Source organism: Pseudomonas putida (assembly GCF_005080685.1).
Lineage (GTDB): Bacteria > Pseudomonadota > Gammaproteobacteria > Pseudomonadales > Pseudomonadaceae > Aquipseudomonas > Aquipseudomonas putida_V.
On sequence record NZ_CP039371.1, the window covers coordinates 4254261 to 4269952 of the forward strand.

The window sequence follows — 15692 nt, forward strand, 5'->3', positions numbered from 1 at the left end:
CCGGTAAAAAGCGTAGCTACATCGCTAGGAAAATAATGAAACTTCATCAACTTCGCGCGCTGGTCTCCATCCACGAAACCGGCAGCCTGCAAGACGCATCGGCGGTCCTGCACCTCACTCAGTCGGCACTAAGCCGGGCGATCAAGGAACTGGAGAGTGAACTGGGCATCACATTTCTGGTGCGCTGAAACAAGGGTATGAAGCTGACCGAATATGGCCAGCGCATGCTCGGGCATGCCCGCCAAGCACTGGAGAGCGTGCGCCGTGCGCGCCAGGAAATCGAAGACATGAAAGGCCAGGTGGTCAGCGAGATTACCGTGGGCGTTACCCCGGTGACAGCGCTGCTGGCCCCCCTCAAGCAAGTGCTATTGGCATTCCAGCAGAAACATCCCGAGGTCATGTTGCGGATACTGGAAATGCGCCCGACGCAACTGCTGCAACACCTGCGCGACGGCTTGCTGGACTTTGCCTTGACCTCACAACTGCCGGCCAGCACCGTTGGCCTGGACTGGCAGCCGCTGTGCAGGCTCGCGGGCGTGGTGGTGGTACGCAAGGACCACCCGCTGCGCCATGTCAAATCCCTGCGCCAGTTGCAGCAAGCCACCTGGATAAGCGTTGACCCGTTGAGCGATGCGCAGTCACAGTTCAACCAGTTGTTCCAGGGTAGCGCCCTGGCCCGCCCCCGTCAGGTAATTGAATGCACGGCCATGAACCTCGCCGTCAAGATGCTGATCGACAGCGATGCGGTGATGCCCATCAGCGAGCCGGCGCTGGGGCATGACCTGGTTGGCTTAAGCGATATGTCCAAGCACTTTCACACGGTTCAGGTACAAGAGCCGATACCGGACTACTTCATCAACCTGGTGTGCATCAACCGCAGCTACCTGACCACTACCGCCAGCCTGTTACACGGCCTGCTGCGCCAGTCGCTGGAGACCGCCACACAGCAGCCCTAGGCACCCGGATTTACCAATACTCAAGACCTTGAGGAACGCGCCGGCAAAGCTCTGCGTCATCCGGATTACACGCCTTTTCTGGCCCGTATTAACTGCACAAGCTACCAATCGAAACACTTTCTGCCCACGCGTGGTGCACATGATGTCGAATCTGCCCAGCAGGCTGCCCACGCAGCGCTGCAGGACACCTGCGCCTGTACCGTTTGTGAGGGCCTTGCAGAAATGCCAAGTGCAGATATTCCGGCAAGCCTCAAAACTGGCGGCACAACAAGCAGATGGGTTCAGGAAAGCAGAATGAAAACCACAACCGCTAGTGCGACCTCCGCGACAGCCGACCAGTCACGTGCACAGCCAACCTCGCCTGACATGCGCCGGGTGGTCATTGCCTCATCCCTGGGCAATGCCCTGGAAATTTACGATTTCACGGTCTACAGCTTTTTCGCCGCCATCATCGGCAAACTGTTCTTCCCCAGCGATTCAGCCTTCGCCGGCCTGTTGCTGTCGTTGGCAACCTTTGCCGTGGGCTTTCTGATGCGCCCACTGGGCGGTGTGTTGATTGGCCGGGTCGCTGACCGTCACGGGCGCAAGGCCGCCTTGTCGTTGACCATTGGCCTGATGACCATCGGCACCGCAATCATCGCCTTTTGCCCAACCTATGCCAGCATCGGCATCAGTGCCACCGTGCTGTTGGTGTTCGGGCGCCTGCTGCAAGGCCTTTCGGCCGGTGGCGAAGTGGGCACTGCCTCGGCGTTTCTGATGGAGTCCGGCACCACCGCAAACCGCTGCTTCATGGTCAGTTGGCAGGGTGCCAGCCAGGGCGCCGCGGCGTTGCTGGTTGCCCTCAGTGGGCTGCTGCTGAGCCACCTGCTCAGCCCTGAAGCCCTCGAAGGCTGGGGCTGGAGGGTGCCTTTCGTGATTGGCCTGCTGATCGGCCCGGTAGGCTGGTACATTCGCCGCCACCTGGATGAAACCCACGCCCCAGGCGATGCAGCCACTCCCCTGAGCCAGCTGCTGAACACCCAACGGCGCACCCTGCTGCTGGGCATCGCGACGATGGCCAGCTCTACGGTCAGCATGTACCTGGTGGTGTTCTACATGCCGACCTACCTGATTCGTACCCTGCAGTATCCAGCCAGCACCGCCTTCGCCCTGGTCGGCTTGGCCAGCGCCCTGCTGGCGATCATGCCGCCGATCGCTGCGCGCGTGGCTGACCGCATGCCCCGCCGCAAGCCAATGCTGTATTGGACCATGGGCATGCCGCTGATTATGGTCTACCCCTCCTTCCTGCTGTTGGGCAGTGGCAATTCGCTGCTGATGATGCTGGCCATCGTGCTGTTGATTATGCCGCTGGCCGTCGGCATCGGACCGTTCATGTCCCTGCTGATGGAAGCCTTCCCACGTGAGCAACGTGTGACCGGCATGTCGATCATCTACAGCTTCGGCGTCACCCTGTTCGGTGGTTTTTCGCCGCTGCTGGTGACCTGGCTGATCGGCCTGACCGGCAACCCGCTGACGCCGGCGGCCTACCTGATTGGCGCCGTAGCGCTGAGCCTGGCCGCGCTGCGGCTGTTCCCTGAACACCCAGGCCGCGCCTGAACCTCACTCATTCGCCAATAAGGACTCAGCCATGAGCATTTTCAAGATCATCAATGAACTGCAAGACAGCGCAGCCCATTTCGCCCTGATCCGCCAGGACATTCACCGCGCGCCCGAGCTGGGCGGCGACACCCCGCGCACTTCAGCGCTGGTTGCCGAGATGCTCGGCGGCTGGGGCTACGAGGTTCACACCGGTATCGGCGGCCACGGCGTGGTGGGCGTGCTGAGGCGCGGCGACGGCGAGCGTAGCCTGGGTATCCGCGCCGACATGGACGCCCTGCCAATTCTGGAAAAAAACGGCCTGCCGTGGGCCAGCCAGCACCCAGGGCGCATGCACGCCTGCGGTCATGATGGCCACACTGCTACCTTGCTGGCCGCCGCCGAACAACTGGCGCGTTCGGCGAGCTTCGATGGCACATTGAACCTGATTTTCCAGCCCGATGAGGAAGGCTTGGCCGGGGCCAAGCTGATGATCGAGGATGACCTGTTCAAGCGCTTTCCTTGCGACGCGGTGTACGCCTACCACAACATGCCTGGCCTTGAAGTTGGCCAAGCCGTGGTGCAAAGCGGCGGCTTCATGGCCTCTTCGGAGCGTGTGACCATCACCCTTAACGGGCGCGGCGGGCATGGCGCAATGCCCGAGCGGGCAATCGACCCGGTTCCCGCGCTGGGCGCAATCATCGGCGCCTTGCAGACCGTGGTCTCACGCAACCTTGCCGCGGACGATGCGGCCGTGATCACGGTCGGTACCGTGCACGCCGGTAGCGCCTACAACATCATCCCGCAAACGGCTTGCCTGCAAGTAAGCGTGCGTACCGCCACGCCAAAAATCCGCGCGTTGGTGGAGCGGCGCATCCGCGAAATCGTCGCCGGCCAAGCCGCCAGTTACGGGGTCAGCGCTGAGATCGACTACCAGTTGCTGGCCCCGGTGCTGGTCAACAGCGAAGCCGAGACCGAACGCTTGCGCACCGTGGTCGAGGCGGTATTGGGCGCTGAGAACGTGCTCAAGCAAATGCCGGTGCGGTTGATGGGCAGCGAAGACTTCGCCTGGATGCTCAACGCAAGGCCGGGTTGTTATTTCGTCCTCGGCAATGGCAATGGCGAGTTCACCGGCTGTTCGGTGCACAACGATCATTACGACTTCAATGACCGCGTCATTCCACTGGGGGCCACCTGCTGGGTGGCGTTAGTCCAGGGTTACCTGCACAGCTGAAAGGCGTGGGCGCTCTTCGCCGATGCGCAGAGCGCCCTTGGGTCGCAAACATCATTCGCGGCGACCGAGCGTGATTGCACCTTCACAACAATAAAAAGATCCATAAGGAAGGACGTTATGCATACCGTTCGTTCGACCCAAGTGGTCGTAGGGCTTTCGGCCGTGTTCATTTTGACGCCGATGATCGCCGAGGCCAAAGAGGCTGGCTTTATAGAGGACAGTTCGCTGACCCTCAATACCCGCCAATGGTACTCCCACGAGATCGCCAGCAAAGACACTTACTATTACGCCCAGACATCCGAAGGACGCCGCCCGGTGCGTGACCGCACGGCATGGCTGGAAGGGTTCAAGCTCGATTATGTTTCCGGGTTTACTCAAGGCATGGTCGGCTTTGGCCTGGATCTGTCGCTGTACTCGGCCATGGCGCTCGAGCGCGGCAAACTGGCAACCGCAGGCGGCAGCAATCGGCTGTTGGTGGACAAGGACGGTAACGTGGTCGATGACTGGAGCAAACTGGGCATTGCACTGCTGAAGTTCAACGTCTCGGACACCGTCCTGAAAGTTGGCAGGCATCAGGTCAAGACACCCGTCATGGCGTATGCCGACACTCGAACACTGCCGTCGTCCTACGATGGGGTATCACTTGAAAGCCACGAAATAGAGGGGCTGACGGTCAAGTCCGGCTACTTCGACAAAGCCACGCCACGAACCGGTGCCGGCAGCCAGGACTTGAGCCCAAGTTTCGGCTCGCGCCGAGTCAGCGGCGACTGGGTCGCTTACGCGGGTGCCGATTACCTGGCCAAGAGCGGTTGGCGCGCCAGCCTCTATGCTTCCCGTTTCGAAGACATCTGGGACCGCGAATACGTGGGCCTTGGCAGGCAATTCAAGGGCGACACGATCAGCACCGACGTGCAGTTCGATTTCTACAACACACAATCCAGCGGGCAGGAGGTGGCTGGCAAGATCGAGCAGCAGGCGTATGGCATCAGCGTGACACCCAAGTACAAGAACCACAGCTTGAAACTGGGTTTGCAGCAGATCAAGGGTGATGAATTTTTCGACTACGTGATCGAAACCAACGCGATCAACCTGCCCAATACCCAGTTGTCGTTCTACAACGGCCCGAACGAACGCTCATTCCAAATCAACTACATTAACGACTTTGCCGCCTACGGCCTGCCGGGTTTCAAGACCAACCTGTGGTACATCAAGGGCTGGGGTATCGATGGCACTCACTATGACGGTGGGGCCAACGGCATCTATTCGTCGGTACTCAAGCAAAGCGACGAAAGCCACTATGAAGTCGGGGCTTTCGTCAATTATGTGGTCCAGTCGGGCAGCTTGACGGGGGCCAGCATAGTCAGCGGGTATGTGTGGCACCGCGCCAGTGAGTATCAGGCCGAAGGTAACATCGAGGAGTTTCGGTTGATCGTCAACGTGCCCTTCAAGATCTTCTGAACAGGTGGACGCGGCGCCATAGCCAAGTCGTGGTGGTAGCCCTGAACGTCGCCGTCGGTGACCGCGTCACCTCTACGGCTTCATCAATACCCTAGGCGCCTACAGCACCGAGCGCGTCATCCCCGCCGCGCCGCTAATCAAGCTGCCTGCTGGCATCAGCTGCGAAACTGCCGCAGCCATGACCATGCGCGGCCTCACCACGTCATACCTGCTGCGCCACCTGTACGACTTCAAGCCGGGTGACAGCATCCTGCTGCACGCCGCCGCCGGCGGTGTCGGCCTGCTCGTCTCGCAATGGGCCAAGCTGCTCGGCCTGAACGTGATCGGCACCGTGTCGACCGAGGCCAAGCTGGCTCGTGCACATAACTGCAGCCACATCATCAACTACAGCCACGAAGATGTAGCCAAGCGCGTGCGCGAGCTGACAGACGGCGTGGGCGTCAACGTGGTGTTCGACAGTGTCGGGCGCAGTACCTTCATGGGCTCGCTGGACTCCCTTAATCGCCGAGGCCTGATGGTCTGTGTAGGCACCTCCTCCGGCACCATCGAGCCATTCGCCCCACAGATCCTGGCGATCAAAGGCTCGCTGATGCTGACCCGCCCGGCCCAGGCCGACTACATTGCCGACCCCGCCGAAAAAGCCGCCATGGCCGGCGAGCTGTTTGACCATGTCAGCAGTGGCCGCTTCAAGATGGAATCAACCAGCGCTACGAGCTAAAGGATGCCGTGCAAGCCCATCGCGACCTTGAAGCACACAAGACCACCGGCTCATCGATCTTCTGCATCTAAGGGCGGGCCACATCATGCAAGTCGAACAATTGACCTGCACCATCGGTGCCGAACTGGTTGGCCTGAACCTGGCCGACGCCATCCATGACGTTGGGCTGTTCGCCGAAATTCGCCAGCAACTGCTCAAGCACCGAGTGCTGTTCCTGCGCAATCGGGACATCAGCCACGCCGAGTATGTGGCGTTCGCCCGGTGCTTCGCCGAGCGGGAAGATCACCCGGTGGTCGGCAGCCACCCGGACTACCCTGGCCTGGTGCAGATCCACAAATCACCGGGAACCCTGGTGGACCGCTACAAGAACGCCAGGCACACTGACACCACCTGACGCGAAAGCCCTTCCATGGGTGCTCCGCTGCCTGGAATGCCTGCCCGCGGGCGGCGACACCTAATGGGCGAACATAGTGGTGGCCTACGAGCGCCTGCCAGCGGACGTAAAAGCCAAGGTTCAAGGCCTGTGCGCCCGGCACAGCATCGAGGCCAGTTTCGGCGCGGCCATGCCGATCGAAAAACGCCTGGCGCTCAAGGATCGCTACCCGGATGCCGAGCATCCTGTGGTGCGCACGCACCCTGAAACTGGTGAGAAGGTGCTGGTCGTCATTTGCTTCACCACCCACTTCAGCAACTACCACACCCACGACCGGGCTCGCTTTGGCCAGGACTACAATCCGGGCCCTTCTGAGTTGCTTCGCTATCTGAAGGTTTTCGACAATAACACCTGTTATCTCAGAGCCTTAAACACTGGGCTCCAACTCATCCAGACAATTTCTCAAAGCTGTCACAAACCTTGAAATTCAGACCTATCAGGAAACCGCGAGAAAATAAAATCCTTAAGGATTCTCCGATCGAGTTTCAGCACAGCTCCCGCCTGCTGTGCTGAAATAGCCCACCACTCCACCACGAGCTACAGCCAGTCCCATGAGTCAGATGAGCTTTTCCGATTTCGAGTACGCCGGCAAACGCAAGCAGACCCGTCGAGAGTGCTTACTGGCCGAGATGGAGCAAGTTGTTCCGTGGAGCGGCCTGATGGCACTGATCGAGCCGCATTACCCAAAGGCTGGCGGTGGTCGCAAGCCCTATCCGCTAGAGACCATGCTGCGCATTCATCTGCTGCAGAACTGGTTTTCTCTCAGTGATCCAGCCATGGAAGAGGCCCTGTACGAAATCACCTCGATGCGCCAGTTCGCTCGACTGACGCTCAGCGCTCCGATCCCTGAAGACACCACGATCATGAACTTCCGGCACCTTCTGGAGAAACACCAACTGGCAGCGGGCATCCTGGACGTAATCAATCGCTACTGGCAGGACAAAGGTCTGTCGCTTCGCCAAGGCACCATCGTCGACGCCACAAACATCCACGCCCCCAGTTCGACCAAGAACAAAGAAGGCAAACGTGACCCTGAAATGCATCAGACCAAGAAAGGGAATCAGTACTTTTTTAGCATGAAAGCCCACATCGGTGCCGATGTAGAATCGAGCCTGGTGCATCACGTCCAGGGTGCTGCGGCCAATGTCGCAGATGTGACGCAAGTGACTGAACTGCTGCACGGTGACGAGAACGCGGTCTATGCCGACGCGGGGTATACCGGTGTTGAAAAGCGGGAAGAGCATGAAGGCCGCAAGGTGATCTGGCAGATTGCAGCGCGTCGCAGTACGTACACGAAGCTGAGAAAGCGCAGCCTGATCTACAAGACCAAGCGCGAGATCGAGCGGGTAAAAGCACAGACCCGAGCCAAGGTCGAACACCCGTTTCGGATGATCAAGCGTCAGTTCGTCCATGTGAAAACCCGGATCCGTGGTTAGGTGAAAAACACGGTTCATCTGACCACGCTGTTTGCCCTGTCGAATCTGTGGATGGTGCGCAAGAAACTGATGGGCAGATACCTAAATCTGTGCTGCGCACCATAGTTTGTTATCGCTACTCGCCTTCCAGGACGAACACATGCACATCCTGGATAGGGTGCGTATGCGGCGGTATGAAGCTGCCGGGCGGGTCATAGGTCAACCAGGCAAAACTGCTTTGATCATCCCCGCCAAGAATCGGCCAATACGAAGTACCCAGCACGTTCCAGACTTTACGGCCGATCATGGATTTTATGTCGTCACCACCGAAAGGCAGTGGCACGTTTTGCGCGGAGTGCAGTTTCCCGGACGCCATATAGTTCACCTCTTTAAAATATAATTGGTCGGATGCTTTACCCAGCCTGACCTTAGCCAACCGCCCAATGTGTGGGCTATGCAGATATTCGAGCAACGCTGTGCTTTTTTAGCAAGGCCGTTGCCAAGAAGTGCATAGCATTCAGCAAGAACTGACCTAGCCAGACAAACAAAACCATTCAGAATGCCAACGCAGGCGGTCAATCGACCGTACAACACCGGCGTTTAAATAGAAGGTTTGTTGCCATGCAGCATCCACCCGCTGAAAAATCGTTTAAATCCAGATTCCGTCAGGTCTTTGCACTGGCCGATGGATGCGAGCCCGACCCACGCTTCACGCTCGCCAATGAACGCACCTTTCTGGCCTGGATCCGCACGGCCCTTGCCCTGCTAGCCAGCGGCATCGCACTGGATGCACTGCCGCTGGAGCTGTTGGCCGGCCGCCCACAAACGCTGCTGTCCCATGCCCTGACTGGCATGGCGTTGCTAGTGAGCGTCAATGCGACCCTACGTTGGCTCAACGTCGAGCGCGCCCTGCGTCATCGGCAAGCGCTTCCGTACCCGATCCTGGCACCGCTGCTGGGCTTGTTCGGGCTGATCGTTTCCACCCTGCTGTTGCTGCCTTGAGGACACCCAACATGCCCCTGCATGACGACCAAGGCCTGCAGCCCGAGCCCACGGCGTTGACCTGGGAGCGCACGGTGCTGTCTACCTTGGTATTGGGATGCATCGTTTTTCGTCATCCCCTGGCCCATTACGTTGCCATGACCACACTCATGCTCATGGCAGTGGCTATCGGCACCGTCTATTCGCTGTTGATTGGCGGCGGCTATCGCAGGTCAGCGCGGCACATCCGCGAAGAAAGCTCGGCCTCCCGACCGGGCGCTGTGGTGGCATTGGGGTTTGGCGTTGCGCTGCTGAGCATTGCAACATGGTGGAGCACCTGATCTCCGAGGAAACACGCACGCCCCTATGCAACGAGCTCTGCCAGGGAACCGCGTTTATAGGCTGGAAGACCGCCTTCGACTTTCGCGTAGTGCGGCTAAATCAGAGCAATCAAATCCTTCCATGGAATCACTTGATCCTTCTCGATAAGAAACAACTCATTGCGGGTCTGCTCACACATACCGGCGGACTCAGCATCGGCGAAGGTCATCTGCTTCATCGGGATAATCGGGTAGTTGGATCTGGACAGGGCTTTGGCCAGGAAGTGGGTGCTTCTCATCCAGTATTTGGGAGTTCCAAAAAGATGCTCGACAGTCTGTAGCCGCAGCTTCATCTTTTCTGCGTCAATTTCCAAGTGGATCTGTACCGCTTCGCTTGATGTTCCGAGCGCTCCGGTGACTAGGTGTCAGCTGGAGGATAGCGCTAATGGCGGGCTGCCACGAGTCGGCGTCGACCTGAGGTATATCCGAAATACAGCATCGCTACGCCTACCCCGCTAAGAAATATCTCAACGTGCGCATAGCCAATGACCGGCGTATAAAGCACCCCGACTAGCAACGGCCCGAGTGCGCCCAGGCCATAGCCGACGCCTTGCACCATGCTCGAAAGTTCTGCCGCAACCTGTGCGTTTGCCGAGCGCAGCACAATCATGGTGATGGCAATGGAAGTCAAGGCACCTTGCCCGATGCCTTGTACCCCGCCCCACAGCCATACCGTGTCGAGCGGCGCGGACAGGCAGCCGAGAAAACCGACCGTGGTGAGCACCACCACAACAACATTGAACCAGGATTGATTCGGCAAGCGTGTGGCTATCAGCGGCCCGAACAGACAAGCGACCATTTGTAGCAGGATTGAACTGGAGACGATGACGCTGGACTCCAGCGGTGTCATCCCCCGCCCATTCAGAAACGGGGCGAGCCAGCCAAACACGGTAAACGAATACATCGATTGCAGCACCATGAACAGCGTGAGTTGCCAGGCTAGCGCGCAGCGCCACACCCCTCGTACGCGCGGCGCAGCCTTGGGTGCCAGCGCACTGCCCTTGGGCAGTTGGAAAAGCCAGCAGGCACAGGCTGCCGCTGCCGGCACTGACCACAGCGCCAACGCCGTCGTCCAGCCACCGCCCAAGGTGCTTTGCAGCGCCAGGGTGAACCCTGCGGCAGTCGCCGCCCCGCTCAACAGCGCCATGGAGTAGAGGCCGGCCATCAGCCCGGTGATCTTGGCGAAGTCGCGTTTGATAAGCCCAGGGAGCAATACATTGATGATTGCGATGGCGCTGCCAATGACGATCGAACCGACCACCAGGCCGCTGACGTTCCCGGCGCCACGTATCAATAGCCCTACGGACAATGCCACCATCAATACCAATATCGTGCGCTCTGTGCCTATTTTGCGGGCAAGCCAGGGCGCCACGGGCGCGAACAACCCCAGGCAAAGTACAGGCAGCGTGGTAATTGCACTGGCGACGGCAGGCGTCAGGCCTAGGTCGCTGGATATATCGGCAAGCACAGCGCCGAGGCTTGGGTATGCAGTGCGAAGGTTGAAGGCTACGAAAATGATGCTGCAGGCGAAATAAAAAAGCCGCGAACCCTTGGCAATTTTGCAAGGTTGCGGCAGCCCCCGTTCATTGCGAGCGTGCGCTGTAGTGTACTCCACACATGTCCTCCTTGAACCTTGGGCATGGACAACGACATACTGATAAAAAAAGCCGCACAGTTTCCTGTGCGGCTTGCTCGGTTACTTCTTGATGATGTTGTGTTCTGGGCCGTATGGGAACTTGGTGATGTTTTCAGCGCCGTTTTCATTGACGATCAGAATATCATGCTCGCGGTAACCACCCGCACCCGGCAGCCCTTCGGGCAGCATGATCATCGGCTCGATGGACACGACCATGCCAGGTTCCAGCACGGTGTCGATGTCTTCGCGCAGCTCAAGACCAGCTTCACGGCCGTAATAATGGCTCAGGGTGCCGAACGAATGGCCATAACCGAAGGTGCGGTATTGCAGCAAGTCGTGCTCGAGGAAAATCTCGTTCAACTGATGGGCAATATCGCTGCAACGCATGCCTGGCTTGATCAGCTTCAGTCCGGCCTCGTGGACCTTGACGTTGACCTCCCACAGGCGCAGGTGCTCATCGGAGCAATGGTCGAGGAACAACGTGCGCTCCAGCGCGGTGTAGTAACCGGCGATCATCGGGAAGCAGTTGAGGCTCAGAATGTCGCCCTTATTGACCTTGCGAGAGGTTACCGGGTTATGCGCGCCATCGGTGTTGATACCAGACTGGAACCAGGTCCAGGTGTCCATCAGTTCGGAATCGGGGAAAGTACGGGCAATTTCACGGACCATGGCCTGGGTGGCATGCAGCGCCACTTCGTACTCAGGCACCTGGTCACGCAGAGCCTCAACCACCGCAGCACCACCGATATCGGCAACGCGGGCACCGTGACGAATGATGGCGTGTTCTTCAGCCGACTTGATCATGCGCATGCGCATGCATGGCGCGGCGACGTCCACCAGCTCGGCCTGGGGATAACGGCTGGCCAATTTGTCGCGGTTGACCAGGTTCAAGTGGTCGAACTCGATCCCGATACGTCCGGCCTTGGGCAAGGCTTGTTGAATCGCGACAAAGTAGTTATCGCGCTGCCAGTCAGTGTAGATGATGTTTTCGGTGCCCACGGTACGCCGCCATGGCTGGCCACCGTCGATGTTAGCGCTGATCGACACCACGGCGTCCTGAGTCACCACAAGGGCATAAGGACGGCCAAACGAGCAATACAGGAAATCGCTGTAGTAGTTGATGTTGTGATAAGACGTGAAGACGGCGGCGTCGATATTGTTCTGGGCCAGATAGCTGCGCAACTTGGATTGACGGTTGGCGTATTCCTGGTGCGAGAACGTCGGCTTAACTTTTTCGCCGTTTTGAATCTGTATTGTTTTCGGCATTTGCATGTCTTCACTCCTTGGTAGGTGATCAGTAGAGAGGCCCTGTTTTGGGTGCCACTGGAGATCATTCGAACAGATAAAAGGCGGCCTTTTTTGCGCGAATCCGACCCCTAGATGATCAGATCCGCCTTGCTGTAAACGCCGCTGTGGAAAGGACAATATTGCCCGCCACTGCCGTACAGGCCTCGCTGCGGCAAGAACAGGCAGAGGTATGGATGAGGGGGAATGAAGGAGAGAAGCGCGCGATGTCGCACCCATTGCAGGCGCGGATCAATATAATTATCGAGGCAGGTTCAGCTCTGGTAGCGGGTGAACACGCGCTACGGGGACAACCGGGCAACGCTGATCAATTCGGCCAATTCGCCGACATCGAGCGTGCGGCAGGTCGGTTTGGTCAGCAGCGCCAGCGATTCGCGGACACTGTCGTCGGTACACAACTGCAATTCACTGCCAAGGCACAGAATCAGCACATCGAGGGGCTTGGCCTGGCTCAGTTGCAAGGTGGCCGCCACGATGCCATTGTTGGCCTTCAGCGGCTGGCCCTCAAGGCTCAGTATCTGCCATTCGCAGACCACGCAGCGGGCCACGTCGTTGGCTTGGCGCAAGGGTTCCAGCGCAGCGGCCAAGGCATAGAAATCGAACCCTTCGGCCAGCAGGAAGCCAATACGCACGGCGCTGGCCAGGTTTTCGCTGGTTTCAGTCAATTGCTGCATGTACTGCCTCCTTCGGGTCAACTGGGCGTGGGTACGTCTACAATTGTCCACGCTGCCGCCCCTGCGCAGATGTCAGATATCGACCTCTAATTGCCACGTAAAATCAGCGCCCGCGCATCGTCCCACCCGACATGCACCCTCTGCCCGCTCTTGAGCCCAAGTAGGTCGTAATCCGCGTACGGCTTCTGCACTTGCAGTTCCAGCCCGTTGGCGGCTTCCAGGTATATGTTGACCATTGACCCAATGAATTCCTCCCCCATCACGGTACACGCCAGGCGGCTGGCTGTGGTCGGTTGCGCGGCGAGGTTGATATGTTCGGCACTGATGCACAGGGTGACCTCTTCCCCTACCGCAACAGATCGGTCTTCGGGCAAGCGTGCCAGAAAGCGACCATACGCCGAGTCCAGTTGCACCAGCCCGGTGTCGTCGAAGCCAAGCACAACGCCGCCAAGCATGTTCTTGCCGCCGACGAATTCAGCGACAAAACGGTTGTGCGGTTCGAAGAAAATATCCTTGGGCGTGCCAATCTGCTCAACCCGGCCACGGCTCATGATCACCACGCGGTCAGCCATGGCGAAGGCTTCGGATTGGCTGTGGGTGACATAGACGAAGGTGATGCCAAGGTCCTTCTGCAACCCAGTCAACACCGCCTGCATGCGCACGCTCAAGTGCGCATCGAGGGCACTGAGCGGTTCGTCCAGCAGCAGTATCGGGGGCTCGGTGACCAGTGAACGCGCCAGCGCCACCCGCTGCCGTTGCCCGCCAGAAAGCATGCTGATATCACGGTTGGCAAACTCGCCCAGGTCCAGGCGCTCTAGCCAGTGCAGGGCTTTTTTGCGCCGTTCAGCTTTGCCCATGCCGCGCATGCGCAAACCGAACTCAACGTTTTCAAGCACGCTCAGAAAGGGGAACAGCGCCAGGTTCTGCCACACCAGCGGGGTGTCCCTTTGCCAGGAATACAGGTCGTTGACGCGCTCGCCGTTCAAGCGAATTTCACCGCTGCTGGGCTTGTCGAGCCCGGCAAGCATGCGCAGCGTGGTGGTTTTACCACAGCCACTGGAGCCCATGATCGCGACGAACTCGCCCTTGTAGATTTCCAGGTTCATCGGTTCGACAGCGACGTAACTGCCGAAGTGTTTGGTCACGTTATCGAATACCACTAACGGTTGAGTCATGGGGAGCTCCTGCGTCGGCATGGGATGTTCAGCTTTTTTTGCCGTCAGCCGGTTTCTTCTGCCGGCGCATGAGCAAAACCTGGGCAACGATCGTCAGCGTGATCGTGGTGATGAAAACGATCGTGCCTATCGCATTGATGGTCGGGCTGACCTGCCCTTGCAAAGTATTGAGGATGCGTACCGGGACTGTCTCGTTAAGGCCCGAAACGAACCAGGCCACCGCGAACTCGTCGAACGACACGGCCATGGTCACGAACAGTGCGGCGAAAATGCTCGGGGCGGTGAACGGCAGGATCACGTAGCGCATGGCCTGCCATTGGCTGGCGCTCAGGTTCCAGGCGGCGGCCTCCAGTTGCGGGTCCATCTGCGCCAGGCGCATGCGAATCACCGCCATGGCGAATGGTGAGCACATGACGATGTGGCAGATCATGACGGCATACAGCTCGCCGGACAGGCCGATTCGCGACAAGAACGCGAGCATCGCCAGGCCCAGAATCACCACCGGAATGGTAGGAGGCAGCAGTGCCAATGCCATGTACACCGACTTGCCAAAAAAGTGATAACGAAAGTCGGTATAGGCGGCAGTGAAGCCCAGCAGCGTGGAAACCAGCGATACCACCACACCGACGACCAGGCTGTTGTTGAAGGCTTGCCAGACTTGCGGGTCGGCGGCAATCGCTTCGTACCAGCGCAAACTGAAGCCACCCAGGGGCAAGGATGGGAAGCGGTCGACGTTGAAGGAAAACACGAAGCTGCCAATGATAGGCGTGAGGATGAACAAGAACACCAGGACGACGAAGCTGCGCAGCATGAAGTTGATGACACGGTGTTCGTTCATGCGCGCCTCCTGTAGGCGTGGCGAACCATCAGGAACGCCGTGGCCAGCAAGGTCACGATCATCGTCGTGGCAATAACCGCCGCGCGTGGCCATTGCTGCCCCGATTTGGTCGTGTCGGTAATCAGGGTGCTCAAGGTTGGTGGTTGGCCGCCCCCCAGATAGAGCGGGCTGACAAAGTCACCGAAGGTCATGATGAAACAGAACAGTGCGGCGATGACGATGCCGACCCGCGCCGATGGAATCACTACCCCAAATACCGTGCGCAGACGGCCCGCGCGCAAGTTGTGGGCAGCTTCGATCAGCGTGCGGTCGATGTACATGAGGCTGAACAACTGCAGCAACACCACCAGCGGCAGGCACAGGGTGAAGTAACCCACATAGCTACCAAAACTGGTATTGAGCAAGGGCAACGGCCCAATCCCCAGCAACGCCAGGGCGCTATTGAGCAGCCCCTGGTCACTGAGAAAGACTTGCCAGGAATAGGTGCGCACTAGGTAACTGGTAAAAAATGGCGTGATCAACAACAGCACCAACCATTGCCGGGTCGATTCGCGGAACTTGAAGGCAATGGTATAGGCGCACGGAAAGGCTACGGCACTGATCAGCACACTGGCCCCCGCCGCCATCGCCCAGGTGTGCAAGTAGGCATCCCAGAAGTACTCGCGGCTGAACAGGTACTTCCAGTTCAGCCACTCGAACGCAGGGACCATGCGAAAGTTGCGCACCAGCCAAAAACTGATGGTCAGCAGAAACAGCAAGGGCGCTACAAAAAACAGTAACTGCCAGACCACTATCGGCAGCGACAGGATCAGCCCATACCCCGGTAAGCGCCAGGTGCGCTTGCCGAACTGCCCACGCGTGCGTGCAGGCTCCTCACTGGCGGGCAGTGGGGGCGATAGCTTGTTCGAAATCAT

Annotated in this window: 14 protein-coding genes and 4 pseudogenes; 10 read left to right on the forward strand and 8 right to left on the reverse strand. The window is 58.8% G+C overall.

Features of this window, described 5'->3' with window-relative positions; translation table 11 throughout:
• Nucleotides 1-35: 35 nt before the first annotated feature.
• The 8 genes and pseudogenes from E6B08_RS30965 to E6B08_RS19640 all read left to right on the forward strand — a co-directional run bounded on the left by E6B08_RS30965 (nt 36) and on the right by E6B08_RS19640 (nt 7915).
• The gene (locus E6B08_RS30965; protein ID WP_202877477.1) at nt 36-188 is read left to right on the forward strand and encodes a LysR family transcriptional regulator; all 153 of its coding nucleotides are present in this window, start codon (nt 36-38) and stop codon (nt 186-188) included.
• Nucleotides 189-197: 9 nt separating this feature from the next.
• Nucleotides 198-956, forward strand: coding sequence for a LysR family transcriptional regulator (locus E6B08_RS19610; RefSeq protein WP_202877478.1), 759 nt, complete (start codon nt 198-200; stop codon nt 954-956).
• 294 nt (nt 957-1250) lie between these two features.
• Nucleotides 1251-2552, forward strand: a complete 1302-nt coding sequence (locus tag E6B08_RS19615) for an MFS transporter (RefSeq protein ID WP_136915568.1) — start codon at nt 1251-1253, stop codon at nt 2550-2552.
• A 31-nt stretch (nt 2553-2583) separates the two neighbouring features.
• The gene (locus E6B08_RS19620) at nt 2584-3765 is read left to right on the forward strand and encodes a M20 aminoacylase family protein (protein WP_060494675.1); all 1182 of its coding nucleotides are present in this window, start codon (nt 2584-2586) and stop codon (nt 3763-3765) included.
• Between the two features lie 117 nt (nt 3766-3882).
• Complete coding sequence (locus E6B08_RS19625) at nt 3883-5223, forward strand: OprD family outer membrane porin (RefSeq protein WP_136915569.1); 1341 nt, start codon at nt 3883-3885, stop codon at nt 5221-5223.
• Between the two features lie 44 nt (nt 5224-5267).
• Nucleotides 5268-6012 (forward strand): annotated as a pseudogene (locus E6B08_RS19630) (quinone oxidoreductase family protein); the annotation flags it as partial.
• 14 nt (nt 6013-6026) lie between these two features.
• A pseudogene (locus tag E6B08_RS19635) lies at nt 6027-6705 on the forward strand (TauD/TfdA dioxygenase family protein); the annotation flags it as partial.
• A gap of 220 nt (nt 6706-6925) precedes the next feature.
• Nucleotides 6926-7915, forward strand: a pseudogene (locus E6B08_RS19640) (IS5 family transposase).
• Between the two features lie 10 nt (nt 7916-7925).
• On the opposite strand, the gene E6B08_RS30875 reads toward E6B08_RS19640, so the two are convergent.
• Nucleotides 7926-8261 (reverse strand): hypothetical protein, encoded by a 336-nt coding sequence (locus tag E6B08_RS30875; protein ID WP_192938567.1) that lies wholly within the window; start codon nt 8259-8261, stop codon nt 7926-7928.
• A gap of 149 nt (nt 8262-8410) precedes the next feature.
• Here E6B08_RS30875 and E6B08_RS19650 point away from each other — a divergent pair, with 149 nt between their 5' ends.
• Nucleotides 8411-8791: a YidH family protein gene (locus tag E6B08_RS19650; RefSeq protein WP_084785226.1), complete on the forward strand. Its 381-nt coding sequence runs from the start codon at nt 8411-8413 to the stop codon at nt 8789-8791.
• A gap of 11 nt (nt 8792-8802) precedes the next feature.
• Nucleotides 8803-9111, forward strand: coding sequence for a DUF202 domain-containing protein (locus tag E6B08_RS19655; protein WP_136915570.1), 309 nt, complete (start codon nt 8803-8805; stop codon nt 9109-9111).
• Nucleotides 9112-9209: 98 nt separating this feature from the next.
• On the opposite strand, the pseudogene E6B08_RS19660 reads toward E6B08_RS19655, so the two are convergent.
• From E6B08_RS19660 to E6B08_RS19690, 7 genes and pseudogenes are all read right to left on the reverse strand, one after another.
• A pseudogene (locus tag E6B08_RS19660) lies at nt 9210-9329 on the reverse strand (IS5/IS1182 family transposase); the annotation flags it as partial.
• 203 nt (nt 9330-9532) lie between these two features.
• A complete protein-coding gene (locus E6B08_RS19665; protein WP_136915571.1) occupies nt 9533-10765 on the reverse strand; it encodes a CynX/NimT family MFS transporter in 1233 nt (410 codons plus the stop codon).
• Between the two features lie 81 nt (nt 10766-10846).
• The gene (locus tag E6B08_RS19670; RefSeq protein ID WP_016488019.1) at nt 10847-12058 is read right to left on the reverse strand and encodes a M24 family metallopeptidase; all 1212 of its coding nucleotides are present in this window, start codon (nt 12056-12058) and stop codon (nt 10847-10849) included.
• Between the two features lie 314 nt (nt 12059-12372).
• Nucleotides 12373-12765 carry a hypothetical protein gene (locus tag E6B08_RS19675; protein WP_075045744.1) on the reverse strand — a complete coding sequence of 131 codons (393 nt, stop codon included), beginning with the start codon at nt 12763-12765 and terminating at the stop codon, nt 12373-12375.
• 86 nt (nt 12766-12851) lie between these two features.
• Nucleotides 12852-13940, reverse strand: a complete 1089-nt coding sequence (locus E6B08_RS19680; RefSeq protein WP_075045745.1) for an ABC transporter ATP-binding protein — start codon at nt 13938-13940, stop codon at nt 12852-12854.
• Between the two features lie 28 nt (nt 13941-13968).
• Entirely contained in the window at nt 13969-14778 is an 810-nt protein-coding gene (locus E6B08_RS19685; RefSeq protein ID WP_028699712.1) for an ABC transporter permease, read from the reverse strand.
• Nucleotides 14775-15692 carry an ABC transporter permease gene (locus tag E6B08_RS19690; protein ID WP_136915572.1) on the reverse strand — a complete coding sequence of 306 codons (918 nt, stop codon included), beginning with the start codon at nt 15690-15692 and terminating at the stop codon, nt 14775-14777. The genes E6B08_RS19685 and E6B08_RS19690 overlap by 4 nt, the downstream gene beginning before the upstream one ends.